Raw genomic sequence first — 25,066 nt, 5'->3', positions numbered from 1 at the left:
AGGGACAATTTCTGGACGGTTTGGCAAAATTTTCAGCCGCCTAGAGGGATTTTGCGTTGCGTTTATATCCCATAGCGAGAACGGCAAAGAAGGTAACAATACCGTAAAATAGCAAGTCACGCCACAAATAATATACTGTTGTATGGTTTTTGTTACTCGAAAGGGGGTGCACCAAGATTCCCCTCTCTCCTAAACCCAAGTCTGTAAGCTTGCGCCCGTAGGCATCGAAGACAACCGATACCCCGGTATAGGCTGCCCTTACGAGGGGGCGACCCTCCTCGATGGTGCGAAAACGGGCTGCGGCCATATGTTGATATGGGCCTGCGCTGCGCCCAAACCACCCGTCATTGGTGACATTTAAGAGCCAGTCGGGTTGATGATCGTCATCAATCACCGCTCCCGGGAAGATAACCTCATAGCAAATCAGCGGAGAGAAACCCGGCATCCCGTTGACAGACAAGGTCTGCGGCCCCGGTCCGGCAGAGAAATCGGTCCGGCCTGCTGTCAGTTTCGGGAATGGCAGGATGGATCTGAACGGTACATATTCACCAAATGGCACCAGATGAAACTTGTCAAAGCTGGCGACAATATGACCGGTGGCATCGATTACCTGAATGGCGTTCCAGACCTTGTATTCATCCGTGTCACGCGGATAGGTCCGAGGTGCCCCGGTAATCAGGATGTCTTCAGGCCCCAACACACCGGCCATTTGCATACGGGCCTCTGTCTGGGTCTCAACAAAAAAGGTCGCGGCCGTTTCCGGCCAGATCACGATGCGTTTTTGATCCGGACGCAGGGTTTCCGGTCGGCGCGACATATCAAGCAGCAGCGAGAAATGCTGGTTTTGCAGTTCGGGCAGCCATTTTTCCCGTTGGGGGATATTGGGCTGAACAATTTGCAAAATCGGCACATCGGCTGGCAACTCTGAAAGGGCAACTTCGGTCTCTGCGGGCCCGACCATCATCAGGCGCACCGCACCGCCACCCCAAAGGGCCACCGCAATCATGATCCCGCCAAGGGCTGCTATCTTGCCGGATCTTCCGGCAACAAAGGCCGCAGGCAAGGTTGCAAAAAGGGCTGTGACAAGGGAAAGGCCATAAACCCCGACAACCGAGGCAAACTGCATGGGGGCCGCATCAATGGCCCAAACATGGCCCAAAAGGTTCCATGGAAAGCCTGTCAGGATATGACCGCGCAGATATTCCACCACCGCCCAGAAAACGGCCAGCAACACTGCATGCCGGATCACGCCACTCCCCAAACGCCAGCTCGCCCAAACGGCCAGCATCGGAAAAACCGCCAATCCGCCGCCAAGCCCCAAAAGGGCAAACGGAATCATCCAGCCATAGATTTCGGGCTGCACCAGAAAGGCGTGACTGACCCAATAAAATCCTGCGGCAAAATGGCCGGTGCCAAACCACCAGCCCGCCGAAAGCGCCCCCTTGTTGCAGCGGACACCCTCAAGGCTCCAGAGCAAAACCGCAAAGCAAATTGGTAAAACAGGGATTATAAAGAAAGGCGGCAGCGCCAAAACCGCCACCGCACCGGACAACAACCACACAAGACGCCTGCGCCAGCCCGAAAGACCGGCAAGTCGGCGCGCCATGGCCTCAATCATCCGCTTTTTCCTGATTTTCGATGGCTGCGGCGGGACCTTCATCCTCCCGGCGTATCATATGAATACGCAGGCGACGGATGCGCCTTGGATCGGCATCAAGAACTTCGAACTGAATACCGCTTGGATGTTCAATCAATTCCCCACGCGCCGGAACGCGCCCGGCCAACGAGAAGACAAGCCCACCAAGTGTATCAATGTCTTCGTCTTCATCCTCGTCAAGCAATCCGAAGGACAGCTTTTCTTCAAGGTCTTCGACCTCGAACCGGGCATCAGCGATATAACAACCATCCGAGAGGCGGATCAGTTTGGGAGTCTGGTCGATATCGTGCTCATCATCAATCTCGCCGACGATTTCTTCCACCAGATCCTCGATGGTGATCAGGCCATCAATCCCGCCGAATTCATCAACAACAAGCGCCATATGCGTACGCGACAGCCGCATTTCCGACAGAAGATCAAGAACCCGAATGGCCGGCGACACGAACAAAACCCGACGCAACAGTGACTGCAGGCTGAATTCCCGACCAGCAGCAACACAGCCAAGCACGTCCTTGATGTGCACCATGCCGGCAATGTCATCAAGGGTATCGCCATACACCGGAAGCCGCGAATGGGCCTTCTTGACCATCACTTCGACCAGTTCTTCAAGTGCGATGGTCTTGGGAACCGCCACAATATCGGCGCGCGGAATCATGACGTCTTCTGCCGTCATGTCGCGAAGTGCAATGATGTTTTCAAACAGGGAACGTTCGTGCAGCGAGACCGGCTCTTCATCCTGTTCGGTCCGCTCGGCGAGCTCTTCAAGCGTATCGCTGAGCGAAGCTTCGCCGTTGCGGGACTTACCCCGCTTGAACCCCAGGGCCGAGGCCACGTTATCCCATAAGGAGCCGTTTTCAGCGTCCTGAATTGTATCCTCGCCAGTGCGAGGGCGCATACTCTCGTGGTCGTCGTCGCGTTGACTAGAGTCGTTCATGGGTCGGTTTCGACATCCTATAATTCAAACAAACCGTGTGCAGGTCTACTAAACCGGTTCATCTTCAATCGGTTCGTAGGGATCATCAATCCCAAGTCCGGCAAGAATTTGACGTTCAAGCTCTTCCATCTCTTCGGCTTCATCATCAACCATATGATCGTAGCCGACAAGATGTAGCGTGCCATGAACGGCAAGATGAACAAGATGATTTTTCAATGGCTTTTGCTGTTCGATGGCTTCGAGCGCACATGTTTCGCGCGCAATCACGATATCACCCAGCATCAAGGGCATATCTGGCGCCATCATAAATGCATCGGCATCCTCGGCACTTTCAAGGGCGGCAAAGGACAACACATTGGTTGGTTTGTCCTTGTCGCGATAATCACGGTTGAGGATCTGAACCGATGCATCATCTGACAAACGCACCCCGATCTCGATCACCGGGGCAACCGATAAAAGCGATGCACCATCGCCTTCATCTTCGGTCCCGTCGGTCGGCACCGCGTTGTCATCCCAAAGGGCACCATCGCTAAGCGCACCATCAAGGGCCGCGATCACGGCCGCTTCGATGGCCGCGATCTCGTCCTGATGCCAGTCGCCCGCTTCGACCTCAAGGTCCAGTTCAAGCGGTGCCGTCATCACCCGTATCCTTGGCTGCGCTGTCCTTGTCACCGCGATAGCCCTTTTTCAGGCGATCACGCAGGGCATCCGCCGCGTCATAGGCCTGGACAATCTTGGTCACAAGGTGATGGCGCACCACATCGCGCTGATCGAACTTGATCGTGGCAACGCCTTTGACATCGCCAATGGTTTCAAGTGCATCTCGCAAACCTGATTTCGTGCCATCGGGCAAATCGATCTGTGTCATGTCGCCGGTCACCACCATGCGCGACCCTTCGCCCAAACGGGTCAGGAACATTTTCATCTGCATCGGGGTGGTGTTTTGCGCCTCGTCCAGAATGACAAAGGCGTGCGAAAGGGTACGACCACGCATGAAAGCCAGCGGGGCGACTTCGATCTCGCCACTTTCCATGCGCTTGATCACCACATCCCCCGGAAGCGTGTCATGCAGCGCGTCATAAAGCGGGCGAAGATACGGATCGACCTTGTCTTTCAGATCACCCGGCAAGAAGCCAAGGCGTTCACCGGCTTCGACCGCCGGTCGCGACAGAATAATACGATCCACCTGACCCAAAATAAACGCCTGCACCGCCATCGCGACCGCAAGATAGGTCTTACCGGTACCGGCCGGGCCGATGCCAAAGATCAGCTCGTTATCAAGGATCGCCTCGACATAGTCCTTCTGGCGTTTGGAGCGCGGCGAAATACGACGCTTTTTGGTCTGGATCGTCAGACGCGATCCACCAAACATATCCTTGGTCTGGCCGCTCCAGGGATCTGTGTCGTCCGGTTCGGAAAGACGCACCGCACCTTCTACCGTTTCGACATCGATATGATCGATTTCCTTATCACGCAGGCGCGCATAAAGCTGCGCAAGAACCTTTTTGGCCTGTGCAACCTTGGCCGGATCACCGGCCAGCATCACCACAAGGCCGCGGCTTGAAACCTGAACACCGGTCCGTTCAGACAAACGCGTCAGGTTTTCGGCCTGCGGGCCGTACAACACTTGCGCAATCGCGTTGTCCTGAAACTCGATCTGATCGGAATCCTTGGGGGCGTGTTTGGTTTTGGTGTTGGTCTTGCTTTTCGTGGGGGTGCCGCTCACGCAACGTTCCTTTCAGATTTCTGGTCGTTTCGGGTGGCGTCGACCAGTTCGCCGCCAAGGGAATTAGGCAGCGCTTCGGTGATTTTCAAGCGAACGATCTGTCCTAGGGCTGATTCCGGCAAACCGCTGACATGAACCGGCTGCATATAGGGGCTTTTGCCCACCAACTGGCCATCATACTTGCCCCTGCGTTCCAAAAGAACATCCATCTCCTTGCCGACACTGTTCTGGTTGAACACCAACTGCTGTTCCGCCAGCAGCGCCTGCAGGCGCATGATCCGTTCGGTTTTGACTCTTTCAGGCACCTGCAGCTCCATCGCCGATGCCGGGGTTCCCGGCCGCGGGCTGTATTTGAAGCTAAACGCCTGAATGAAAGTGATGTCGCGCACGATTTCCATCGTGTCTTCGAAATCCTTGTCGGATTCACCGGGGAAGCCGACGATAAAGTCCGAAGACAGCGCAAGATCAGGGCAGGCATCCTTAAGCCGTGCTGCGATATCACGGTAATCCGCATTGGTATGTTTGCGGTTCATCGCCTGCAAAACGCGGTCGCCCCCGGCCTGTACCGGCAAATGCAGGAACGGCATCAGCTTCTTAAGATCGCGATGCGCCGAAATCAGATCCTCATCAACATCGCGCGGATGCGACGTGGTGTAACGAATGCGATCAAGCCCGTCGATTTCAGCCAGCTCGCGCAGTAACCGGCCAAGTGTCCATTCCCCGCCATTTGGTGCTTCGCCGTGATAGGCATTCACATTCTGCCCCAAAAGGGTCAGTTCGCGCGTGCCATGGGCGACAAGTTGCTTGGCTTCGCGGATGACATCGGCACCGGGGCGCGAATATTCCGCCCCGCGGGTATAAGGCACAACACAGAACGTGCAGAACTTGTCACAGCCTTCCTGAATGGCCAGAAACGCTGAATAGCCCTGTTTTGAAACCTGTTCTGGCAGATGATCAAACTTTTCTTCGGCCGGGAAATCGGTATCGACGATGCGATTGCGGCCAACTGCGCGATTGGCGCGCGCAACCATTTCCGGCAGGCGATGGTAGGTCTGCGGACCAAACACCATATCGACCATCGGTTCGCGCTTCATCAATTCGGCCCCTTCGGCCTGCGCGACGCAGCCGGCAACCGCGACAATCATCTTGTCGCCGCCATTGGCTTCCTTGGCTTCCTTGTGCTTGCGCACGCGGCCCAAATCAGAAAATACCTTTTCGGCGGCCTTTTCGCGGATATGGCAGGTATTGAGGATAACCATATCGGCCCCCTCGGCGCTGTCGACCGGCTGGTAACCCAGCGGCGCCAGAACATCCTGCATGCGCAGGCTGTCATAGACATTCATCTGACAGCCATATGTTTTTACAAAAAGTTTCTTCGGTTCAGTCACGCCAGATCCGTTTCGCTCTCTCAAAACGCCGAAAAGCGGTGTGATCACTCACACCGCGCCTGAGTTCCGAACAATCGGTGATCGGAACTCCTCGGACATCTCGTTATCTGAAATCCCGGTCAGGTGAAACCGAATTTCACATCAACCGGGGCATTATACGGCAAAACGGTCAGGAGCCGAACTGTCGATCCGGACCAAACAGTCGAAAATCTTCCGAAATGATCGCAAGCGGCGAAAAACCGATCAGCTCGCCCGACAGATCGCTGTCAATCAACTGAACCGGCACACCCTGATGCAGGCCTCGCAACGCTGCCTGATGTCCCTGGGCAACACGGGCTTCACACATCCGGGCAAGTTCCTTGCGTGATCCGGCTGCATCTGCCAGCGTCACAGGCGGATGGACAACAATCTCAACCGTCACCTTGCCGAGCGCGAGAAACTGCCACAAATGCGGGGCCAAGTCCATATCCCCGTACCAGGAATAAAATGCCCGCAAATCGCGACCGATCGGCGCACCGTCAAGACGGGTGGCGGCAATCGAAATCGGCTGGAATTTGACCGGCGACCCATCCGGCATCACCCGCTCTGCCGCGGCAAACAGGGTCGACTTAAATGGCAACACACGGTTGCCGTCGTTGCTTGTCCCTTCCGGGAACAGGATCAGCTTGTCACCATTGCCCAGACGCTGACTTAGTTGATCGTTCTGTTCACGGGATCGCGCCGCACGGCGTTCGATAAAGGTGGTGCGTGAAAGTTTGGCAAGCAAACCAAACACCGGCCAATCGGCGACTTCGGTCTTGGCGATAAAGCTGCCACGGGTCAAAGCGCCCAGCACCGGGATATCAAGATAGGATGCGTGGTTGGCAACGATCACACCCGGCCCGTCCATCATATCAACACCCGAAACCCGGACTTCGATATGCAGGATGCGCAGGCAAAGGGCGTGATAGAAACGCGGCAATTCTTCAGCCAGCTTCAATCGTGCGGCAATTGCCACCATTTGCACCGGCAACAAAACCAGTGTCAAAAGCACATAAGCCATCAGGCGGATGGCAGCGCACACATGGCAGTTCACGATACCCTCGCGGTGCGTTCGTAATGCTTGTAATAGCGATCGGTTACCTTTTCGGTCGGCAACACGATGCAAATGTCGGTGGTGTTGAACTGATGGTCGATCACTGCCCCGTCACCGACAAAACCACCCAGACGCAGATAGCCCTTGATCAGCGGCGGCAGATCACGAAGTGCTTGGCGCTGATCAATGCCATCAATCTCGGCACGCATCATTGGCTCGTAACGATCAGCAATCGCACGCGGACGCATGTCTTCGGGGGCAAGGTGATTGTGATGCAGATAGGTCAGAACATCCTTGAAGGCATCCGGATCGGTGCCATGGAAGGATGCGCAACCAAACATCAGTTTGATGTCGTATTTGAAAACATAGGCCGCGATCCCCTGCCACAAAAGCTGCAAGGTCGGCATGGTGCGGTATTCGGCTTCGACACAGGATCGACCCAGCTCCATGATCTCGCCGGTATCTTTCACCGCATTAAGCATGCTTTCGATATGGTATTCATCAGCACTGTAAAAGCCGCCATGCTCGTTGGCTACTGACTGGCGCAGCAGGCGATAGGTGCCAACAACCGCATCTGCACCGGCACCGCGATTGTGATCAAGAACAAGCAGATGATCGCAGAGCGGATCATAGTGATCGAAGTCGCGCTTTTCGGCTGCCATTTCCTCGGTCGGTTTGGCGCCGCGTTCTTCATAGAACACTTTGTAGCGAAGCTTCTGGCTGGCGAGAATTTCGTTTTCATTCTCGGCAAGGCGAACCTCAAGCCGCTGAAGCTGTTTTTCGTCACGCATGACAACACCCTTTCGTTCAACTGCACGGATTTTGCGCAAGAACGGCGTGAAGAGCGAGTGAAGGCTTTGTGAAGAACAGGTAACAAAATTATGAAGGCCACTTGCCTGTTTCAGCAAGTGGCCTTGAAAACTGTAAGTTCAGTGCGCGATTGAACGCTGGAATTACTTGCCGTCTTTCAAAGGAACACCGTAAAGCTCAAGACGATGCCCCACCAGACGGAAGCCCAGTTCCTTGGCGATCTCTTCCTGAAGGTTTTCGATTTTTTCGTTCGAAAACTCGATCACCTCGCCCGAACGCATGTCGATCAGGTGATCGTGATGTTCTTCGGTCAGTTCCTCGTAACGCGCACGGCCATCGCCGAAATCGTGTTTCTCAAGGATGTCCGCCTCTTCGAACAGGCGCACGGTACGATATACGGTCGCAATCGAAATCTTCGGATCAATGTCGGTCGCCCGACGATAAACCAGTTCAACGTCCGGGTGGTCTTCGGACTCAGAGAGCACACGGGCAATCACCCGGCGTTGGCCCGTCATTTTCAGGCCCGCGTCGATGCATTTCTGCTCGATAGTTGATTCTGCAAGCATTGTCTTGTTTCTCGTTTCCGTTTCCGGTTCCACCTGTCCCCAGCCGAGACGTGTCTCTGGCGTCGATCTCTTGTGGCTCAATATTGAAAAATCCGCCACATATCGCAAGGTTGAATTCGCGATAAATTCCGCTTCCTGTAGATCGCCGGTACTAACACCCTGCAATCACAATCATATCGGCATTCTTCTGGCCACTTGCTACCTGCGATGAAGGGCGCTACTTCAAAGTTACGCATCAAGGCAGGAGACCAACATGGCCACCGCAACCCCCGACCATAAAATAGACATCACAGATGACGTCTGCCCGATGACATTTGTGCGCACCCGCCTCAAACTCGAAACCATGACACCTGGTCAGGTTCTGGAGGTTACCCTCGGCGCTGGTGAACCGTTGAAAAACGTTCCGCGCTCGGTAACCGAGATGGGCGACGAAGTCGTCGAACTGGCCGAAATCACTGATACACCGGGAACCTACCGACTCATAATCCGCAAGGGATCATAAAACCGCCAGTTCCGATGCAGGCTTACACTACAACAGGTTGGCGCTCAAAACCACACTCATTATGTGGGTATAATCGATTAAAATTGTTCCAGATTGCCTAACACCCTATTGGCAAACAAAAATTCCTGCCATGGATCGAAAAGGTCACCGACATCGAAAAAATTATCTAGATCAGTCGTTCGAGGACCAAGGCATCAACTTTTCGGCCATCGGGCCGGGCATAGTAGCCCTTGCGACGCCCAATTTCGGCAAAGCCGTTCTGACGATAAAGCGCAATCGCGCCATCATTATCGACTGCCACTTCCAGCAAAATACGGGTAACACCTGCCGCCACGAGGCGATCCTTGACCGCATCAAGCAATGCCCGTCCCACCCCCATGCGCCGGGCATCCGGGGCAACCGTGATGGTATTGATCTCCGCCTCATCGAGCACAGTCTGCATCAGAACAAAGCCAAGTGGCTGATCCTTTGCATTTTTGGCCTGATCACCGGGTCGATAAGCCAAAATGCCAAACGCACCGGGCACATCAAGCAACCGGATAATTGCATCCTCATTCCAGGCATCATCAAATCCCTCTGCATGTAGCGCACTTGCCACCGTCGCAAAGGCCGCCGTCAAGGGCACCAGCACAATCTGCGAGGCGTCATAACCAGAACTGCCATCGTTGGATTTGGCCGGGCTCATTTCTTTTTCTGCGGTCCCTGATCTTCGATGCGTCTTGCATCGGGCGCGCGCAGGTAAAGCGGCACCGGCGCCAGGTTTTCACCGGTTTCCCAACGCGCGGCCGCGATCCTTGCCACATTGCCCGCCCGCGGAAGGCCGGGTGCCGTGCAATCATAAAAGGCGTCCGGCGCATGGGCGGCTGCGGTCAAAAGGCGCGGGGTGGCATCCCCGGCAAGCAAGGTATCACCGGGCGGGGCCATCATCAGGGCCTGACGCGGGGCGACACATTCAGCATTGCTAAGCGGGCGTTTTTTGCCATCAAAAGCTTGGGCAAAGATCTCGTTTCGTTTGCTATCAAGGGCAACCAGAATATTGCGGCCCTGATGATCACGCTCGGTCACGCCATAGGCGACGGCTTCGAGCGAACTGACGCCAACCACCGGGATCTTGCGCGCCAGACCAAGCGCACGCGCCGTCGAAAGGCCGATCCGCATGCCGGTAAAGGCCCCCGGACCAACCGTCACCGCAATCCCGTCAAGATCGGCAAGGTCGACTTTCGCGGTCTCAAGCGTCTTGGCAATGAAACCCATCAGGTGCTCTGCCTGACCGCGTTCCATATCTTCATAAAGTTCGCCTTTGACCTCGCCATTTATCAAGACGGCCGTCGACAGCGACGTTGATGCCGTATCAATCGCCAAAATTGTCGGACCGGACTTTTCCGCCTTTGTCTTTGCGGCGTCCGATGCGCTATGGTCGGCGCCATCTGATATGCGCGACTGTCCAGTCAGCATCTTCTTTATGTAATCGGTGAACGACAAGAACAGGGAGCCTCCGGCGATGGCGCTGGTCGAAATTACGCCTTACGAATATGATGTCGAAATTGATATCGTCTATGCCACGGATCGCAATTTCACCGGGGCACCGATTTATACACGACCTGCCTGCTATCTTCACGCGGATGCCGCTGCCTGTTTGAAAAAGGCCGCCGCCATGGCGCGTCGTCAGGGGGTGAAATTGCGCATTCTTGATGCGTTTCGTCCCCAGGAAGCCCAACGGGCCCTTTGGAACCATTCACCCAACCCCGATTTCGTCGCCAATCCGGATTTCGGATCGCCACACGGTCGTGGTGTGGCCATTGATCTAACGCTGATTGATCAAAACGGCAAGGAACTGGATATGGGGGCAGGGTTTGATGAAATGCATATCCGGTCCTATCATGGCTCTGATTTGATCTCCAAAGAGGCCGAAACCAACCGCTTCCTGCTGCTCGGCATCATGGTCAGCGCAGGCTTCGAATATTACGATCACGAATGGTGGCACTATCAGTTGCCCAATGCACGGGCGCGCTATCCGCTGTTTTCCGACAGTTCGCTGCCCGAACCAATGATGGTCAAATAAACAAAATGGCGGTGCCGCAATGCACCGCCATTTTTCAAATCCAAGGCCCGCAAATGCACAAACTCAGCCGTGCAAAAGCGCCTTGCCGTTTTCCACATCAAACAACGACATCCGCGCACCATCAATCACGACCCCGATGTCTGATCCCGACTTGAAGGCCTGTTCCGGCCCGCTTCGGGCGGTCATTTCCGCACCGGCGACCGCAAGTCGAACATACTGATCGGGGCCGGTCGGCTCTGCCAATACGACGCGCGCCGAAATTCCGGCATCATCAAACATCAAATGTTCCGGACGTGCGCCCAGCGTCATCGAACGCCCGACCAGATCGCTGGCCTCGGCGGGAACATCAACCAGCGGCAATTTCCCGTTACCAGTGTCGAAAAAGACCTGATCACCATCGCGAACAAGGGTGCCGTCGACGAAATTCATCGTCGGCGCCCCGACGAAGCTTGCGACAAACCGGTTTGCCGGCCGACGATATACATTTTCCGGTGTGTCGGCCTGCTGGATGCTGCCACGATCAAGCACGACAACCTTGGTGGCCAGTGTCATTGCCTCGATCTGATCGTGGGTGACATAGACAATCGTGCGGCCAAGACGTTCATGCAGACGCTTAAGCTCGATCCTCATATCAGCGCGCAGTTTGGCATCAAGGTTCGAGAGTGGCTCGTCAAACAGGAAGACCGCGGGCTCGCGCACCAGCGCACGGCCAATGGCAACACGTTGCTGCTGCCCGCCCGAAAGCTGCGATGGCTTGCGATCCAGAAGCGGCGTGATTTGCAAAAGTTCGGCCACTTCGTTCACCCGTTCTTCGATCTCGGGCTTAGGCATGCCCGCCATCTTAAGGCCAAAGCCGATATTCTTGCGCACCGACATCGTTGGATAGAGGGCGTAGGATTGAAACACCATCGCGATATCGCGTTCGTCAGGCTCAAGTGCTGTTACATCGCGCCCGTTAATATCAATCGCGCCCCCCGTCACAGGTTCCAGACCGGCAATCATGTTCAGCAATGTTGATTTGCCGCACCCCGATGGCCCCAATAGCACCAGAAAATCCCCGTCGGCAATTTCCAGATTGATGTTTTCCATCACCGTGATCCCGGCATAGGCCTTGGTCACATTGCGCAGTTCGACGCCATTCATTCCCGTTATCCTTTCACTGCACCTGCGGCAATGCCGCGCACAAACAACCGCCCGGACAGCAGATAAACCGCCAGTGTGGGCAAGGCCGTCAGCATGGTTGCAGCCATATCAACATTGTATTCCTTCTCGCCGAACTGGGATCCGACAAGGTTGTTCAGTGCCACCGTCATCGGCTGGCCAGATCGCCCGCCAAATGTCAGCCCCAACAGGAAGTCGTTCCAGATGTAGGTGAACTGCAAAATCATCGCGACACCCAGGATCGGCAGCGACAATGGCAACATCACATGCCAGAACAATCGCCAGAACCCGGCCCCGTCAATGCGGGCCGCCTTTAAAAGATCCTGCGGAACGGTTTTGAAAAAGTTTCTGAACATCATCGTGGTAAATGCGACACCCCAGATGACATGCACCAGAATAAGACCCGGAATGGATCCGAAGATGCCCAGTTCCCGGATCATGATGATCAGGGGATAAAGCGTTACTTGCGGGGGAATGAACATGCCCACCAGAAGGGCTGCAAACATCACATTCGCCCCCTTCATCTTCCACACCGCCAGCGAATAGCCCGTCACCGCCCCAAGCCCGACCGACAGGAACAAGGCCGGAATGACGATCTGTACCGAGGTCATGAACGAAGATGACAACCCACCGCATTTTTCGCCAAGTGTCTGGGTGCAGTCACCAAACCAGGCTTTGCTCCATGCGGCAAAGCTTGGGTCGGCTGGCAGGGTAAAGATGCTGCCATTCCTGATTTCATCCATTGATTTCAGTGATGTCGAAATCATGATGAAAACAGGGGCCATGATCATAATGGCCGCCAGGCAAAGCAATCCGTAAAGGGCCCATCGATTATATCGCATGATCAATGCCCCCGCCCGCCGCGCTCTTTTTTGAGCTCGAAATAGATATAAGGGGAAATCACGGCAATCACGGTGCACAGCAAGACAAACGCACCGGCAGCCCCCAGACCAAGTTCCTGACGGTTGAGGATATGATCGACAACAAACCGGGCTGGCAGATCCGATGAGAAGCCCGGTCCACCACCGGTAAGGGCGACGACCAGGTCAAACGCCTTCATCACAATCGCACTCATCAGAATAAAGACCGTGAAGAAAACGGTGCGCATCATTGGTGTAATGATGTGCAAATAAACCCGCCATACCGGAATGCCATCGACGCGCGATGCTTTCCAGATATTGGGATCAATGTTGCGAAGACCGGCGAGAAACAGCGCCATGCACAGCCCGACCTGTTGCCAGATGCCGGCAATCGCCAGCGTATAAATCGATCTGTCGGGGCGTACGATCCAGTTGAATTCAAACCCAGTCCAGCCAAGGGCGCGCACGGCCTCTTGCAGGCCAAGCCCCGGATTCATCACCCATTGCCAAATCACACCGGTGACAATGAACGACATCGAAAGCGGCAACATAAAGAGCGTTCGAAACATCCCCTCTGCCTTGACACCACGATCAATCAGAATCGCCAGAAAATAGCCAAAAACAACGCAGCCGCCGATAAACAGGAACCCGTGAATCGCCAGGTTCTGCATCGCCGTCCACCAGCGTTCATTGGCAAACAGCCGGACATACTGCTCAAAACCGGTGAATTTATAGACGGGTAAAAGCCGTGAACGGGTCAATGAAATGACGAAAGTCCAGATGATGAACCCGTAAAAGCAGACAATCGTGATTGTCATCGCCGGGATAAGCGCCATCCCCGCACTCCATTGCGGCCGCCAACGCTTTTTTCCAGACTTGAGTGTGAATTTTCGATCTTCGGAACGCTGCAACACGTCCGGTGCCGGTTCGGCCATGACATTCTCGCCTATTTATGGAGGCGCCGCTGCACCCATATTCATGGTTTCAGCGGCGCTTTTCCGCAATCTCCAGAACTCGCAAAATCGTTATTTTGCGTAGGAAATCGCTTGCTGGAATTGTGCCTGACCCTCTTCGGGGCTCATATCTGCACTGTTCCAGAAATTGGAGATGGTGTCATCAATCGCACCCGAAACCGCACTTGGCACACCAAACAAACCGGTGCTGACAAGATGGGTTTTCTTGTCCTGAAGGGTTTTGATGGCGGTTTGGGCACAGACATCAAAACTGTCAGCAGGCACATCAAGACGGGCAGGGATTGATCCCTTTTTCTTGTTAAAGGCAATCTGGACGTCCGGCTCAAGCATCACCTGCGCCATCAAGGTCTGTGCAGGCGTTGCGTCTTCACCATCCATGGCCGAGAAGGCAAAGGCATCCACAGTCATGATATAGGCGGTATCAATCGCCGGGGCGAAGGCACATCCGACTGTCGTGCCGGGCTCAATCCCGGCTGCGATGATTTCACCCTTGGCCCAGTCACCCATGAACTGGAAGGCGGCTTCGCCCTTGGCGACCATGTTGGTCGCTTCGTTCCAGTTACGGCCCGGGCTTGCTTCGTCGACAAACGGCTTGAGCGCGGCAAAGGTTTCAAACACCTTGCGCATGGTGTCAGATTTCAGAAGGTCATCATCAAGCGTGCTGTAAAGCTCGGCATAAAACTCACGACCGGCAACACCCAAAAGGACGCTGTTGAACATGATGCGTTCCTGCCAGGGCTGACCACCAAGGCCAATCGGAATCACACCGGCGGCCTTGAGCTTTTCTGCCGCAGCAATGAAATCATCCCAGGTTTTCGGAACCTCGATCCCGGCCTCTTCAAGAACCGCCGTGTTATAGAACATCCAGTTTTCGCCATGGATGTTGATCGGTGCGGCAATGTAGTTGCCATCATATTTCGCGGCTTTGACAATCAGCGGCGGCAGCTTTTCATCCCAGTTTTCTGCCGTGGCAACGTCGCCGACATTGGCCAGAAGCCCCTGATCAGCCAGTTCACGAAGTTGCTGACCAATGGAAAACTGGAATACGGCGGCCGGGTCACCACCCAGCATACGGTTCACGGCCGCGGCACGTGCGTTGCCGCCACCGGCAATCGGGGTATCGACCCAGGTGCCGCCTTTGGCCTCGAACGCCTTGCGGATTTCGCCAAGGGCCGCCTGTTCACTTCCCGAAGTCCACCAGTGCAGGACTTCGGCAGTCTGGGCATGAAGTGCACCGGCAGATACACCGACGCTCAGAAATGCCACGCTTGCGGCAATCTTTGAAAATTTCATCATAACGGATGTTCCTCCCTAATGGACACGATCACGCCCGGTTTCTTATTAAGTGATATGACCGGAAAATCGTAACGTTACGATTTTTTTGATAAGCGCTTTATTCACCCTTGTCAATCACGAAAACCTTACCATAATAGGTCCAGATAAAAGTACGGAAGCTTTTTTGCTGTGCTTTTCGAAACGTTACGATTTTGGATGCGTTCAATAAAAGACATCCAAAGCTAGGGCAAGGAAGCGAACATGACCAAATCATTTCCTGACGGTTTCCGCTGGGGAGTCTCGACATCAAGTTATCAGATCGAAGGCGGCACAAAAGATGACGGACGCGGTGCCAGCATCTGGGACACGTATTGCGCAACACCGGGCCGCGTTGCCAATGGCGATGATGGCAGTGTCGCGTGCGACCATTACCATCGCTGGGCCGAAGACCTTGATCTGATCAAAGGATTGGGCGCAACCCATTACCGGTTTTCGGTGATGTGGCCGCGCGTGATGCCCGAAGGCACCGGCAAAGTCAACGAAACCGGCATTGATTTTTACAGTCGCCTGATTGACGGCATGCTTGAACGTGGGCTGGATCCTTGGCTGTGCCTTTATCACTGGGATCTGCCGCAGGCGCTTCAGGATCGTGGTGGCTGGACCAACCGTGACATCGTTGACTGGTTTGGCGACTATACCGAACTTCTGGTCACCCGACTTGGCGACCGGGTGAAATCATGGGTCACCTTCAACGAGCCGAATGTCGTTGCCTGGGTCGGCCACGAAGAAGGCCGCCATGCGCCGGGGATTACCGATCCGCGTGCCGCAATGCGCGTTGCCCACCACCTTAACCTGTGTCATGCGCGTGCAACCCGGGTGATCAAGAACCATTATCCGGATGTGCCGGTCGGTTTCGTGTTGCCGATGCACAAGGGCTATACGCTTCCGCACCGTCGTGAACAGGATGCGCATCTGATTGATCTGTTCGAAGCCAAATGGAACGGCATCTTCTTGGACCCCGTATATTACGGCCGCTATCCGGAACTGATTATCGACCGGATGGAGCCCCATATTCAGGATGGCGACCTTGAAGCCATCAAGACCAAGGTCGATTTCCAGGGGCTAAACCAGTATTTCCCAAGCTACATTCAGGCCGCCGAAGGGGCTGCATGGCCGTTCAAACATGCCCAGCCGCCAAACTATTTCCGCCGCACCGAAATGGGCTGGGCGATTGACGGGGATTGCTTCTATCAGACCATGAAGATCCTTCAGGATGATTACGGTAACCCGCCTGTTTTCATTACCGAAAACGGTGGCGCCTTTACCGATATCCCTAAGGCAAACGGCCAGATCGATGATCAGGACCGCATCGCCTATTACACCGAATATCTCGAAGCCCTGCTTCGCGCGAAGTCCGAGGGTGCCGACATTCGGGGCTACATGCCCTGGTCGCTTCTGGATAATTTCGAGTGGGCATATGGCTATGAAAAGCGTTTCGGTCTGGTGCATGTTGACTACACCACCCAGAAGCGTACCCCCAAGGCATCCTATGATTTCATGCGCAAGGTGATTTCACAGAACGCATTGCCTTAGGCCAACCGGGCGCTTAGATTGTCCGAAATTTGAATGGAACGGACCTGTATATGCCTGCTGCTCGCCCCAATTTGCGTACGATTGCCGATCGCCTTGGTCTATCGATCACGACGGTATCGCGTGCGCTTAAAGACGGGCCGGAAGTCAAACCCGACACCGTCGCCCGCGTAAAGGCAGCCGCAGCAGAAATCGGTTATCAGCCAGATGCCCGTGGTGTCATGCTTCGAACCGGCAAAACCATGCAGGTCTGTTCCATTCTTTATTCCCCCGAAGTCGGTGATTACGGCGACCCGGGATTTCTGGCACAGGTTGAAAGCCTGACCCAGGGTCTTGAAGCCGATAACTATTCCCTGTTGGTGCTGGCCCAGACCCGCGGCGAAGATCCGCTTGATCCGGTGCGCAAGGTTCATACCCAACGCCTTGCCGATGCCGTGGTGTTTTCACGCACAACCTTGCAAGACAGTCGCGCGAAATACTGTCTGCAACATGACTTTCCATTTGTCAGCTTTGGCCGTACAGAACTTCTGACCCCGCATGCCTTTGTCGACCACGATGACGAACAGGCTGCCTATGACGCGGTAAAACGGTTGCTTGATGATGGTCACCGCAATATCGGCATGATCGACCCGCCCGAAGCCCTGACCTTTTTCGGATATCGCAAACAGGGGGCCCGCCGGGCCATGGTTGATGCCGGCCTTGATCCCGATAGCCTGATCTGGATGCCGTCGGAAATTTCCGTACGGGCCGCACGCGAATCAACAACACGGCTTTTTGCCAATCAGCGCGATGTCACGGCTGTCGTCTGCGCAAGTCAGATGACCATGATCGGCGCGCTTGAGGCATTGATGGAACTTGGCATGGACACCATCCGCGACGGGATTGGTGTTGTCGGTTTTGGCGGCATGCCGTTTCGCATGCTTTCGAAACAAAAACTTGCCTATTACTACCAACCGCAGCGCCATGTCGGCGAAGTTCTTGCCCGCCACCTGCATGACCTGATGAACGGCACACCGCCCGAAAATCTTCAGACGCTTCTGCCCTATCACCGCATTGACGACCTTGCCGCTTTTCGCGAGGGCGAGGATTTTTAAGCGCAAACCCGCCAAGGCGGATTACCCCAACTGCCCGCTAGCTCTCCTTGGCGTCCTTGGCGGCCTCTGAATTACCGACCCAGCGCACCAGCATGAGCTCGACCGGTTTCAGCGCGACCAGGATAATAAAGGTCAAGACGGTTGCAATAATCACGATATGCCAGGCCGCAAGCGCACAGGCGATGCCAAGCGCCGCCGTCATCCAGACGGTCGCAGCAGTGGTAAGCCCCGTGACCGACATGTTTTTTGGCTCGCGCAAAATAACACCGGCACCAATGAAACCAATCCCGGTCAGAACACCTTGCAAAATCCCCTGAACCACACGTGAAAGCGCATCGGGATGATCAATCAGATCCTGAAAATGGACCGCCACGACCGACACCACCGCCGCACCAAGTGACACAAGGGCAAGCGTACGCATGCCGGTTGGCTTGCCATTCACATCACGGTTCAACCCGATCAGCATGCCGATGACTGTTGCCGCCACCAGACGCGCAATCATATCGATCACGCCAATATCGAAGTATTTTTCCGCCGTGGCGAAATAGGGAAGGTCGGTCAGCATGCGATAAACCCTTGCCATTCAAACTATCCCCAAACGCTTGGCACGCAATCAATGTTCCGAGCTGGTGCACGGCCAACCACTTCGTTGATCACAGTCAGGCTGGTGAAATCGCATGCTCCATGTCAGTTGCCTTGGCCATCAACCAGTCAAAAAACAGCGCAATTCGAGGATCACGCTTGGGCGGATCAAGCGTGATCAGGACATAATCAAAGCCCGTCGGGGCCATGCCATGCGGTGCGATCAGCCGCCCGGACGCCAGATCATCAGCCACAAGCGGCAAGGGACCGATCGCTGTACCAAGCCGGTTAACGGCTGCCTGCAGGGCGAAAAAGAAATGATCGAAATACTGCTCGCTTGCCGGGGTTGCCGTGCTGCCGCTGCTGCGTTTCCAGTCATCCCAGGCATCGGGACGCGTTCTCGTATGAAGCCAGCGGGCGTTGGACAAATCCCTTGAAAGGATGGTTTCCCAGCATTCCGGATCGCAAACCGGCCCCGCATATTCCGGCCAAAGTCGGGTGGTGATGTAATGCTCGGAAATGCCGTAATCCGCACGACGGATGGCAACATCACAGCCATCCGCCAACAAATCCACCGGCCCGCCCGCCAGTCTCAGATCAATATTCAGATCCGGGTTGGCCTCGCGAAAATCGCCAAGTCGCGGCATCAACCAACGCATCGCAAGGCTGGGCTCGCACGATACGGTCAATATCGGGGATGACTTGTCATGGCGGTGGATATCCTCAATCGCCTGATCAAGCCCATCGAGCGCACCCGTTGTTGCCTTCAACAACCGCTCGCCTGCGGCAGTCAGCCAGACACGCCGATTGCGCCGAACAAACAGCTTAACACCCAGACGTTCCTCGATTTGTGCAACCGCGCGACTGATCGCACCGTGCGTCAGATTAAGCTCATCCGCCGCACGCGAAAAGCTTTGATGGCGGGCTGCGGCCTCAAAGGCGGGCAGGGCCACCAAGGGCGGCAAACTGCGTTTTCTGTGAATATTACTCACAATAAATACCAGTATTTTTCGATTTTCCGGCGACCTGAACAGTTTGATACTGAATTCACTCACACATCAAATGAATTCATCATTCACAAGGGATCACATCATGGCGGAATGGACAGGCGATATCTTATCGATGGAAATCATTGCCGTTGGCATCATCACCATTCTCGCCGTGATCAGCCCCGGCCCGGACTTTGCGATGGTGACCCGGATCGCCCTTGCACGCGGACGGCGGGCAGGCGTGCTCTGCGCCATCGGGATTGGTACTGGCGTTTCGGTGCATCTCGGCTACACGCTGATCGGGCTTGGTGTTGTTTTTGCCAGTAATATCTGGGTTTTGTCAGCTTTGCGCTACCTTGGGGCGGCTTATCTGATTTGGCTTGGCGTATCGGCGCTTTGGCCGGATATTCGACGCCTGCTGGGCAGGCCGGATCACAGCAAAAGTGCGTCGAGCGTCACAAACTCTGATCAACCGGATCAAAACCAAACCAGTCCGGCACAGAACAGCGGATCAGCGTTTTGGATCGGTTTTGCCTGTAATGCGCTGAACCCCAAAACCATGTTGTTTATCGTATCGCTGTTCAGTCAGGTGATTTCACCAGACACCGCGGTAGCACAGGAAGTCGCGTATGGTGTTTATATCGCAGCCTGCCACATGATCTGGTTTGCGCTTGTCGCAACAGCCCTGACCCTGCCATCGGTGCAGGCGCGCATTGCTGCAATCAAATCATGGATCGAACGCGGTGTTGGCATCTGCCTTGCCGGCCTGGGTGTCAAACTTCTGGCAAGCTAGAGTGAACACCGACCTCAAAGATCAGATAAACAGCATCTCGCCATTCTGTTTGGCATCGTTCAGGAACGTAACAACACCGCCGGTCTCGATTGCCAGTTCTTCACGCTTTGCCTGATTTTCAAGGCCAAGGGCGCGCAGACCCATCTCGCAGATCATGAATTTGGCATTGAGGCTGGCACAGGCCGACAACAATTCTTCGAAAGTGCCGATGCCACGCGTCGAATAACTAAGATCAATCGATGTCGCCGTGGCCCCGTCAACCTCGGTGCGCAGATGACGCCAACCCGACGGCGCAAACAGCGCCCGGCTGGCATCCATCGTGAAGAACAGCGTCACTTCACGGCCCGATGCCAAGGCGGCCGACGCCATTACGAGGGCGTAATGAACCTTTTCATAGGTCCCGGAAAACACCACCAGGGAGAGCTTTTTGGGCGTATCAGACTCAGTGCTCATGAATAGACAGGTCCTTGATTGTGGCGTTTTCTGAACAGGTCGGGCAGCCCGGATCGCGGGGCACCTTGATCTTGCGGAACGAGGCGGACAGGGCATCGATAATCAGAAGCTGCCCGGAAAGGCCATCACCAATGCCCATCAGTTCCTTAAGCACCTCTGTCGCCTGAATGCCGCCGATCATGCCGACAACCGATCCCAAAACGCCGCCCTGCGCACAGGACGGAATGGCGTCTTCAGGCGGCGGAGCATGATAAATGCAGCGATAACAGGGATGCGGGGCACCCAGATGGGCCTTGAAGGTCGATACCTGCCCGTCAAAGCGAAGCGCGGCACCGGAAACCAGCGTCTTGCCCGCGTGGTAGCAGGCATCGTTAAGTAAAAAGCGCGTATCGAAATTATCCGAACCGTCGGCAATCACATCATAATCGGCAATCAGATCCATGACGTTGCTGGCATCAAGCCGGGTGTTAAGGGCCTGCACAGTGACTTCGGGGTTCATATCGGTCATGGTCGCCTTGGCACTGTCGACCTTGGGCGTTCCGATATCCTTCATGCCATGCGCGATCTGGCGTTGCAGGTTTGAAAGTTCGACCGTGTCAGCATCGACAATGCCAATCGTCCCAACCCCGGCGGCGGCCAGATACATCGCAAGCGGCGATCCAAGCCCCCCCGCCCCAACGATCAGAACCCGACCGCGCTTGAGCTTCATCTGCCCCGTGCCGCCAACCTCCTTAAGGACGATGTGGCGGGCATAGCGTTGCACTTCATTTTCGCTGAAATCGAAATCACTCACGCGGGTGGGCTTCCTGTCAGAACGTCGGTCATCAAATCACATGGTAATCCATCAGGCTTTTGCATATAGCCCATGGAACAGTGGCCTCAAGCAAAGATTTCATATTCATATCGAAACGAAATGATTTGCTTGCTCAATCAACCAAGCCAAAGCCCTGCATTCCGCCAATGAAAAAGGCCCGGCACATCGTGTCGGACCCTTTGAAATCTTTGGTCTTTCAGGCTGCTTATTGCAGGCCTTCGAACAACGGGGTCGAAAGATACCGTTCAGCAAAGCTCGGTATGATCACAACAATGCGCTTGCCTTCGTTTTCCGGCAGCTGGCCAAGCTCGATCCCGGCCGCAACCGCCGCACCGGATGAAATACCGGTCGGAAGGCCTTCGATGCTGGCAAGCTTGCGGGCGGTGGCAAAGGCGGTCTCGTTGCCGATGGTCATCACCTTGTCGATGACGTCGATATTGAGGTTGCCCGGAATGAAGCCCGCACCAATGCCCTGAATTTTATGCGGGCCAGGCGCGCCACCGGAAATGACCGGGCTGTCTTCGGGCTCAACAGCAACGATCTGAATGTTCGGGTTATGCTTTTTAAGCACTTCACCCACCCCGGTCAGGGTCCCGCCAGTCCCGACACCGGCGACAAAGATATCCACCTTTCCGGCGGTATCCTTGATGATTTCCTCGGCCGTGGTGTTGCGGTGGATTTCCGGGTTGGCCGGGTTGTCAAACTGCTGAAGCATGACGGCACCGTCAATTTCCGAAACCAGTTCCTCGGCACGGGCAACCGCACCCTTCATGCCCTTGGCCGCCGGGGTCAGATCAATCTGCGCACCCAGAAGCATCAGCATCTTGCGACGTTCCAGCGACATGCTTTCGGGCATGGTCAGGATCAGCTTGTAACCCTTGGCTGCCGCCACAAAGGCCAGGGCAATACCGGTATTGCCCGAGGTTGGCTCCACCAGGGTTGCGCCCGGCTTGATCTTGCCGGATTTCTCGGCATTTTCGATCATCGCCAGACCAATACGGTCCTTGACCGAGGCCAGCGGGTTAAAGAATTCAAGCTTGCCGATCAGATCGGCTTTGACACCTTCGGCCTCTGCCAGTCGCGAAAGGCGCACCAGCGGCGTTGCGCCAATGGTGTCGATGATGCTGTCGTAAATCTTGCCGCGAAACTCAGTCATGTTTTCCTCGCACGTTTCTGTATTTTTGCCATCAAGCACATCTTTGATCTGTATTTATCTCGCTATTTATCCGGGTCAAACGGATTGAAAGATTTTTTACAGATCCTGTGCCGGGCAACGTTCCATAAACTTGTAGTTTTACCTTCAATAGCAGCAGTTTCTTGTGCAATGACGATACACCAAAGCGCTGCACCCCGATAAGATCAAATGATGAAATCCGGGGACTCTTCAATCCCGCTGCGCAGGCCCGCATCCCGTGCCCGGTTGCACAGGTCTTCGACCGTGATTTTCTCAAGCTGCTTCATCATTTCGTCCTGCAATTCCCGCCACAGCGGACGGACGACTTCCTTGCCCAGTGGCGATCCTGCCGGATCCTCGATCGGGTCATCGGATGTTTCCATCGACCGGATCACCGACACGATATCGGCAAGCGTGATGCGACGGCGTTCACGCGCCAACCGATATCCCCCGCGCGGGCCACGCACGCCGACCAGAATGTCGGCACGCACCAACTGTTGCAACGTCTGTTCAAGGTAACGTTTCGGAATGCCCTGACGCGCGGTGATATCCCGGCTCTGGACCGGCTCACCCGCCGCGTTATAGGCAATGTCCACGACCGCCTCGATCGCAAACAGCATCTTCTTAGAAAGCTTCAGCATCTTTTCACTCAACTCCCCTTGCGGTTCAGCCATCCCCCCAGACGGCATAACCAGATAGCGTCAAACCGGATCGACCAGCATGCTTTTCCAGGCCTATCGGGCCGGGCCGGCTGTTCCGGTCGAACCGAAACCACCCGCACCGCGCGCGGTTTCATTCAAGTCTTCTACGGCGTTCCACTGCACTTGCGTCACCGGTGCGACGACCAGCTGTGCAATGCGCATGCCGCGTTCGATTTCAAAGGCTTCGTCACCATGATTGATCAGGATGACTTTGATCTCGCCGCGATAATCGGCATCAATCGTGCCGGGGCTATTAAGGACCGTGACCCCGTTTTTCGCCGCCAAGCCTGACCGCGGACGCACCTGTGCCTCAAACCCGGCGGGCAGGGCGATAGCAATACCGGTTTCGACCATGGCACGTTTGCCCGGTGCCAGAACAAGCGTCCCGTCAATCGCGGCCTGCAAATCAACCGCGGCTGACTGCGCGGTTGCGTATTCCGGTAATGGCAAATCCGCCCCGTGCGGAAGCTGCTTTAAATCAACGCTTAAAAGCGACATCGTCTATCCTTGTCTTGTCCCGGCAGGATCATCTGCCGGTCTAATCGTTCTGTCTGCCTTCCGGGATACGCCCGTCAGGAAAAATGTTTGATGATGCGCGCACTTAACGCACGGGCAACCCCGGTCTTGCTTTGGCGTTCCCACCGTTCATCACTGGTTTCGTCATCGCCTGAAATCAGGCAAATCTCGTTATCATCACCGCCAAAGGTCCCGGTCGCGGGCGCCACATCATTGGCGAGGATCCAGTCACACCCCTTGCGTGCCCTTTTGGCGCGGGCATGGTCGGTTACATTTTCCGTCTCGGCGGCAAATCCGATCACAAGTCCCGGTCGCATTGGCCCGGCCTTGCTGATGGTCGCCAGAATGTCCGGATTTTCCGAAAGCTTCAGGTCCGGGATCACCCCCGATCCATCTTTCTTAAGCTTCTGACCGGCTTCATCAGCCGTGCGCCAATCGGCGACCGCCGCGGCACAAACGGCAATATCAGCGGGAAGGGCGGCCTGCACGGCACCCAGCATCTCGCGTGCGGTTTCGATCCGCACGACCTTCACCCCTGCGGGATCGGGCAGGGTCACCGGACCCGTCACCAGCGTCACTTCTGCCCCCCCCGCTGCAAGCGCCTCGGCAATCGCGTGGCCCTGCTTGCCCGAGGATCGGTTGGCGATATAACGCACCGGATCAATCGGCTCGTGCGTCGGGCCGCTGGTGACCACTGCCTTTTTACCGGCAAGGGGTTTGGGCGCGTCTTGCTGTTCCAGGAAATCAACAACACTTGCGATAATCTCGGCCGGTTCGGCCAAACGGCCCGATCCAAATTCACCACAGGCAAGGTCGCCAGACGCTGGGCCGACGCGCAACACGCCGCGGCTTTCAAGGGTGGCGATATTGGCTTGCGTCGCCGGATGGTTCCACATCTCGACATTCATTGCGGGGGCAATCATTACCGGCTTGTTGGTCGCAAGTAACGCGGTTGTCGCCAGATCACCGGCCTGTCCGGTGGCCATCTTGGCCAGAATATCCGCACTTGCCGGGGCGACCAGAACAAGGTCCGCCTCACGCGACAGGCGGATATGGCCCATTTCCGCTTCGTCGGTCAGGGAAAACAGATCCTGATAGACCTTGCTTTCGGTCAGTGCCGCAACCGAAAGCGGTGTCACGAACTCGGCCCCGCCCTTGGTCAGGATGGCGCGGATATCGATCCCGCGATCACGTAACCGACGGATCACCTCAAGCACCTTATAGGCGGCAATGCCGCCCGAGATGATCAGAAGGACACTCTTTCGATTTAAGTCACTTGGCACTGTGATTACCAATTAATTACGGTTAAGAAGTGTGGTTAACCTACATTGTCCCCCAATCGGGCGCAAGAACCCAATCAAGAACACGAT

At 55.5% G+C, this 25,066-nt stretch carries 27 protein-coding genes; 5 read left to right on the top strand and 22 right to left on the bottom strand.

Annotated elements, in window-relative coordinates:
- Positions 1-40 precede the first annotated feature (40 nt).
- From lnt to IT893_RS19600, 8 genes are all read right to left on the bottom strand, one after another.
- Positions 41-1,618 (bottom strand): apolipoprotein N-acyltransferase, encoded by a 1,578-nt coding sequence (gene lnt / locus IT893_RS19635; protein WP_197146376.1) that lies wholly within the window; start codon positions 1,616-1,618, stop codon positions 41-43.
- Positions 1,611-2,552, bottom strand: coding sequence for a hemolysin family protein (locus IT893_RS19630; RefSeq protein WP_197147758.1), 942 nt, complete (start codon positions 2,550-2,552; stop codon positions 1,611-1,613). The genes lnt and IT893_RS19630 overlap by 8 nt, the downstream gene beginning before the upstream one ends.
- 87 nt (positions 2,553-2,639) lie before the next feature.
- A complete protein-coding gene (gene ybeY, locus IT893_RS19625; RefSeq protein ID WP_197146375.1) occupies positions 2,640-3,230 on the bottom strand; it encodes an rRNA maturation RNase YbeY in 591 nt (196 codons plus the stop codon).
- Positions 3,214-4,317, bottom strand: coding sequence for a PhoH family protein (locus IT893_RS19620; protein ID WP_197146374.1), 1,104 nt, complete (start codon positions 4,315-4,317; stop codon positions 3,214-3,216). Before IT893_RS19620 ends, ybeY begins: the two co-directional genes overlap by 17 nt.
- Positions 4,314-5,705, bottom strand: a complete 1,392-nt coding sequence (miaB, locus tag IT893_RS19615; protein WP_197146373.1) for a tRNA (N6-isopentenyl adenosine(37)-C2)-methylthiotransferase MiaB — start codon at positions 5,703-5,705, stop codon at positions 4,314-4,316. Before miaB ends, IT893_RS19620 begins: the two co-directional genes overlap by 4 nt.
- 169 nt (positions 5,706-5,874) lie before the next feature.
- Complete coding sequence (locus tag IT893_RS19610; protein ID WP_197146372.1) at positions 5,875-6,780, bottom strand: 1-acyl-sn-glycerol-3-phosphate acyltransferase; 906 nt, start codon at positions 6,778-6,780, stop codon at positions 5,875-5,877.
- Positions 6,777-7,571 carry a GNAT family N-acetyltransferase gene (locus tag IT893_RS19605; RefSeq protein ID WP_197146371.1) on the bottom strand — a complete coding sequence of 265 codons (795 nt, stop codon included), beginning with the start codon at positions 7,569-7,571 and terminating at the stop codon, positions 6,777-6,779. The genes IT893_RS19610 and IT893_RS19605 overlap by 4 nt, the downstream gene beginning before the upstream one ends.
- 162 nt (positions 7,572-7,733) lie before the next feature.
- The gene (locus IT893_RS19600) at positions 7,734-8,156 is read right to left on the bottom strand and encodes a Fur family transcriptional regulator (RefSeq protein ID WP_063086109.1); all 423 of its coding nucleotides are present in this window, start codon (positions 8,154-8,156) and stop codon (positions 7,734-7,736) included.
- Positions 8,157-8,409: 253 nt separating this feature from the next.
- Here IT893_RS19600 and IT893_RS19595 point away from each other — a divergent pair, with 253 nt between their 5' ends.
- Positions 8,410-8,658 (top strand): sulfurtransferase TusA family protein, encoded by a 249-nt coding sequence (locus IT893_RS19595; protein WP_120223826.1) that lies wholly within the window; start codon positions 8,410-8,412, stop codon positions 8,656-8,658.
- Between the two features lie 166 nt (positions 8,659-8,824).
- Here the strand turns inward: IT893_RS19595 and rimI are convergent, their stop codons facing one another.
- Together rimI and tsaB are read right to left on the bottom strand one after the other, a co-directional pair.
- Positions 8,825-9,343, bottom strand: a complete 519-nt coding sequence (gene rimI, locus IT893_RS19590) for a ribosomal protein S18-alanine N-acetyltransferase (protein WP_197146370.1) — start codon at positions 9,341-9,343, stop codon at positions 8,825-8,827.
- Positions 9,340-10,140, bottom strand: a complete 801-nt coding sequence (gene tsaB / locus IT893_RS19585; protein WP_063086118.1) for a tRNA (adenosine(37)-N6)-threonylcarbamoyltransferase complex dimerization subunit type 1 TsaB — start codon at positions 10,138-10,140, stop codon at positions 9,340-9,342. The genes rimI and tsaB overlap by 4 nt, the downstream gene beginning before the upstream one ends.
- Positions 10,141-10,159: 19 nt before the next feature.
- Between tsaB and ddpX the strand changes: the two genes are divergently transcribed.
- Positions 10,160-10,720, top strand: coding sequence for a D-alanyl-D-alanine dipeptidase (gene ddpX / locus IT893_RS19580; RefSeq protein ID WP_197146369.1), 561 nt, complete (start codon positions 10,160-10,162; stop codon positions 10,718-10,720).
- A gap of 63 nt (positions 10,721-10,783) precedes the next feature.
- On the opposite strand, the gene IT893_RS19575 is transcribed toward ddpX, so the two are convergent.
- The 4 genes from IT893_RS19575 to IT893_RS19560 form a co-directional block, all read right to left on the bottom strand.
- Entirely contained in the window at positions 10,784-11,863 is a 1,080-nt protein-coding gene (locus IT893_RS19575; protein ID WP_064787978.1) for an ABC transporter ATP-binding protein, read from the bottom strand.
- 5 nt (positions 11,864-11,868) lie between these two features.
- On the bottom strand, positions 11,869-12,723 hold the full coding sequence (locus IT893_RS19570; RefSeq protein WP_063086125.1) for a carbohydrate ABC transporter permease: 855 nt from the start codon (positions 12,721-12,723) through the stop codon (positions 11,869-11,871).
- A 2-nt stretch (positions 12,724-12,725) separates the two neighbouring features.
- Complete coding sequence (locus IT893_RS19565; RefSeq protein ID WP_008888844.1) at positions 12,726-13,676, bottom strand: carbohydrate ABC transporter permease; 951 nt, start codon at positions 13,674-13,676, stop codon at positions 12,726-12,728.
- Positions 13,677-13,766: 90 nt separating this feature from the next.
- Positions 13,767-15,011, bottom strand: a complete 1,245-nt coding sequence (locus IT893_RS19560) for an ABC transporter substrate-binding protein (RefSeq protein WP_197146368.1) — start codon at positions 15,009-15,011, stop codon at positions 13,767-13,769.
- Between the two features lie 240 nt (positions 15,012-15,251).
- On the opposite strand from IT893_RS19560, the gene IT893_RS19555 reads away from it, so the two are divergent.
- Positions 15,252-16,583 carry a GH1 family beta-glucosidase gene (locus tag IT893_RS19555; RefSeq protein WP_197146367.1) on the top strand — a complete coding sequence of 444 codons (1,332 nt, stop codon included), beginning with the start codon at positions 15,252-15,254 and terminating at the stop codon, positions 16,581-16,583.
- 50 nt (positions 16,584-16,633) lie between these two features.
- Positions 16,634-17,674 (top strand): LacI family DNA-binding transcriptional regulator, encoded by a 1,041-nt coding sequence (locus IT893_RS19550; protein WP_063086132.1) that lies wholly within the window; start codon positions 16,634-16,636, stop codon positions 17,672-17,674.
- 37 nt (positions 17,675-17,711) lie between these two features.
- On the opposite strand, the gene IT893_RS19545 is transcribed toward IT893_RS19550, so the two are convergent.
- A complete protein-coding gene (locus IT893_RS19545; RefSeq protein WP_008888840.1) occupies positions 17,712-18,257 on the bottom strand; it encodes an MgtC/SapB family protein in 546 nt (181 codons plus the stop codon).
- A gap of 76 nt (positions 18,258-18,333) precedes the next feature.
- Complete coding sequence (locus tag IT893_RS19540; protein ID WP_252724013.1) at positions 18,334-19,248, bottom strand: LysR substrate-binding domain-containing protein; 915 nt, start codon at positions 19,246-19,248, stop codon at positions 18,334-18,336.
- Positions 19,249-19,348: 100 nt separating this feature from the next.
- Between IT893_RS19540 and IT893_RS19535 the strand changes: the two genes are divergently transcribed.
- Positions 19,349-20,038: a LysE family translocator gene (locus IT893_RS19535; RefSeq protein ID WP_197146366.1), complete on the top strand. Its 690-nt coding sequence runs from the start codon at positions 19,349-19,351 to the stop codon at positions 20,036-20,038.
- A gap of 21 nt (positions 20,039-20,059) precedes the next feature.
- Here the strand turns inward: IT893_RS19535 and IT893_RS19530 are convergent, their stop codons facing one another.
- The 6 genes from IT893_RS19530 to coaBC all read right to left on the bottom strand — a co-directional run bounded on the left by IT893_RS19530 (position 20,060) and on the right by coaBC (position 24,979).
- Positions 20,060-20,491, bottom strand: coding sequence for a DsrE family protein (locus IT893_RS19530; protein WP_008888837.1), 432 nt, complete (start codon positions 20,489-20,491; stop codon positions 20,060-20,062).
- A complete protein-coding gene (locus IT893_RS19525) occupies positions 20,481-21,284 on the bottom strand; it encodes a molybdopterin-synthase adenylyltransferase MoeB (RefSeq protein ID WP_197146365.1) in 804 nt (267 codons plus the stop codon). The genes IT893_RS19530 and IT893_RS19525 overlap by 11 nt, the downstream gene beginning before the upstream one ends.
- Before the next feature lie 226 nt (positions 21,285-21,510).
- The gene (cysK, locus tag IT893_RS19520; protein WP_040822518.1) at positions 21,511-22,461 is read right to left on the bottom strand and encodes a cysteine synthase A; all 951 of its coding nucleotides are present in this window, start codon (positions 22,459-22,461) and stop codon (positions 21,511-21,513) included.
- A gap of 203 nt (positions 22,462-22,664) precedes the next feature.
- Entirely contained in the window at positions 22,665-23,120 is a 456-nt protein-coding gene (locus IT893_RS19515) for an Rrf2 family transcriptional regulator (protein WP_008888834.1), read from the bottom strand.
- Positions 23,121-23,213: 93 nt separating this feature from the next.
- Positions 23,214-23,678, bottom strand: a complete 465-nt coding sequence (dut, locus tag IT893_RS19510) for a dUTP diphosphatase (RefSeq protein ID WP_197146364.1) — start codon at positions 23,676-23,678, stop codon at positions 23,214-23,216.
- Positions 23,679-23,752: 74 nt separating this feature from the next.
- Positions 23,753-24,979, bottom strand: a complete 1,227-nt coding sequence (coaBC, locus tag IT893_RS19505; protein ID WP_197146363.1) for a bifunctional phosphopantothenoylcysteine decarboxylase/phosphopantothenate--cysteine ligase CoaBC — start codon at positions 24,977-24,979, stop codon at positions 23,753-23,755.
- Positions 24,980-25,066: the final 87 nt, after the last annotated feature.

The organism is Thalassospira sp. A40-3 (genome assembly GCF_015871485.1).
Lineage (GTDB): Bacteria > Pseudomonadota > Alphaproteobacteria > Rhodospirillales > Thalassospiraceae > Thalassospira > Thalassospira tepidiphila.
This window is presented reverse-complemented; position numbering and strand designations above follow the sequence as displayed.